Origin of the sequence: Acidisoma sp. L85 (genome assembly GCF_009765865.1) — a bacterium.
In the GTDB taxonomy this organism is placed as follows: domain Bacteria; phylum Pseudomonadota; class Alphaproteobacteria; order Acetobacterales; family Acetobacteraceae; genus Acidisoma.
This window is the reverse complement of sequence record NZ_LMUQ01000030.1, coordinates 46,191-48,221: the sequence shown is the minus strand read 5'-3', so window position 1 is coordinate 48,221 and position 2,031 is coordinate 46,191. Positions and strand designations below refer to the sequence as shown.

Annotated in this window: 2 protein-coding genes; both read right to left on the bottom strand. The window is 61.6% G+C overall.

The window, feature by feature from the left end; all coding sequences use genetic code 11:
* Positions 1-639: 639 nt before the first annotated feature.
* A complete protein-coding gene (locus tag GSQ83_RS08840; RefSeq protein ID WP_158802534.1) occupies positions 640-1,329 on the bottom strand; it encodes a glycosyltransferase family 2 protein in 690 nt (229 codons plus the stop codon).
* Positions 1,317-2,031, bottom strand: a 715-nt coding sequence (locus tag GSQ83_RS08835; protein ID WP_158802533.1) for a radical SAM/SPASM domain-containing protein, incomplete at its 5' end; no start/stop codon positions are given. The genes GSQ83_RS08835 and GSQ83_RS08840, both read right to left, overlap by 13 nt.

The window sequence follows — 2,031 nt, the reverse complement described above, 5'->3', positions numbered from 1 at the left end:
ATGCTGTGCTGCTATGAGTGCTCATAAGGATTCCTTACGAGCGCAGACTCACAAATAGGCCAAATCCCCGCAAGGCGGCCTTGAGCGCAGGCTTACAGGTTGTCTGACCGAACCGCCGCAATCACCGCACCAGGCCGCAGCGTCTCCTGCACTATCTGCAGCTTCTCTTCCTGCCCGCCACCGCCGATGCCCCTCCCGCCGCGTGCTCACTCTCAGCCGCAAGAGAAGTCGAACGACCGTCGCTCGATCGCTCGGTTCAACTCTCAGAAACCAATATCTCTTCCGTGACCACGAGGGTTGTCAATTCCCGCGCCAGCACGCAAGGCCCGATCATATGACGCTTACGAATAACGCAAAGAGCATTGTTTTCGGACTGCGCACGTCCAATCAGGAAGTTCATTGCCGGAGAGCCGATAAAGGAAGCCACGAGAAGGTTGCCAGGGTCGTCGGTTGCTTTGATGTACAGGATGGCTCGCGGCTCTGTAGCTCGTGACGCAGACAGAAACTCGCTGCAGCGGAGCGCGCATAGCCACAGTGCCATCAAAAGTGACGCGAGTTTCCCTTCGAGCTCGCGTGGTAGGTGTCATCGAGCGTCGTATTCGACCGCTCCATGCTTTGCGTGACCGTCGTCGCGTATTTCTAAGGGCGTGCCACCGCAATACGAAGGAAAGTGGCAACGATTCTGCCTCCGGCCGTCATCGTACCGCGAAGTGAACCGGCAACTTTCGACTCCCCAGCCGCGCGACAACGATAAGGCAGCGGCACCTCCAGGATGCGCAATCTGGACTGCGCCGCCCGCATTTGCATTTCAATGTTCCAGCCATAGGTCATTTCGCGCAGATCGAGCCGCTCGAGTACCGACCTATTAATGGCGCGGAACGCACACATGTCACTGTAGCTGGCATGGTATAGCACGCCGATCCCGAGACCTGCGACGCGACCGGCAAGAACCTGATGCCAGAGCATGGATCCGGGCTCGCGCACGCCGCGCGTGCGGGAGGCGAGCACGAAATCATGCGAACCCCTCAACACCGGACCCGCGATGCGACCGATAAGGTCGGCACGATCGGCGCCGTCCCCGTCAAGAAAGACAATCACTCTGCACGCCGGATCGGCGCTCGCGGCCGCCGTTGCGCAGGCGCGGCCGTATCCTCGGCCGGCATCGATCACCCGCGCGCCGGCCGCGATTGCCGCCTGCTGTGTCCCGTCGGTGCTGCCGCTATCCGCCACGATGATGTCCCGGGAGAATTCACGCGGAATCTCCCCGATGACGCCGGCGATCGCTCCGACCTCGTTCAGGGTAGGAATGACGACGGCTACAGGCTCCATCGCATTCCGCAATTCTGGCAAGGCGCGGGTGGCGCATCGGACAGCAGCGAGTTGCGGAAACCGCTATAGGCCGGGCTGTTCCAGATCTCGCGCAGGCTCTGTTGCGTCGCATCGCCAAGCGTGTAGTTGCTGTAGCCGCGGACCGAGAAGGGAGCGATGCAGCATGGCAGCGCACGGCCATGCGCCGTGAAATACATCAACGACCAAGGCCGCCTACAGGTCGCCCAGGGCTGATCGTCGGACTGACGCTTGAGGCTCATACCGGGTTCGGTGGCCCCGGAGGCATCAAGCGTCACGCCGAGCTCCAACCCGATCCCCTGCGCCGCCGCAATGGCCGCTTGCTCCTGGGCCTGTGTGTTTTCGAACAGTGAGCTTTCGGACCGCGCCATGCCGTAGCCCTGTTCGTCAAAGACGAGCCTTTGGAGGTGGACCTCCTTCACGCCCATCGAGGCCGATAGACGAACGAAGGCGGGCAGTTGATCGACCGTCTCCTTCAGCCCTGTCAGCCACAGAGACACGCGTGGCGTCGTAGCGCCCATCTGTGACTGGTAGGTGATGAACTTGCCGACGTCGCGGACGATCCGGTTGAAGTAATCCTTGCCGCGCACCTTGGCGTAGGTCTCGCGGTCCGCGGCGTCAAGCGATACGCGCAACTCGTCGAGGCCGGTGTCGATCAGCTCCTGAAAGCGTTTCGGCTGCATC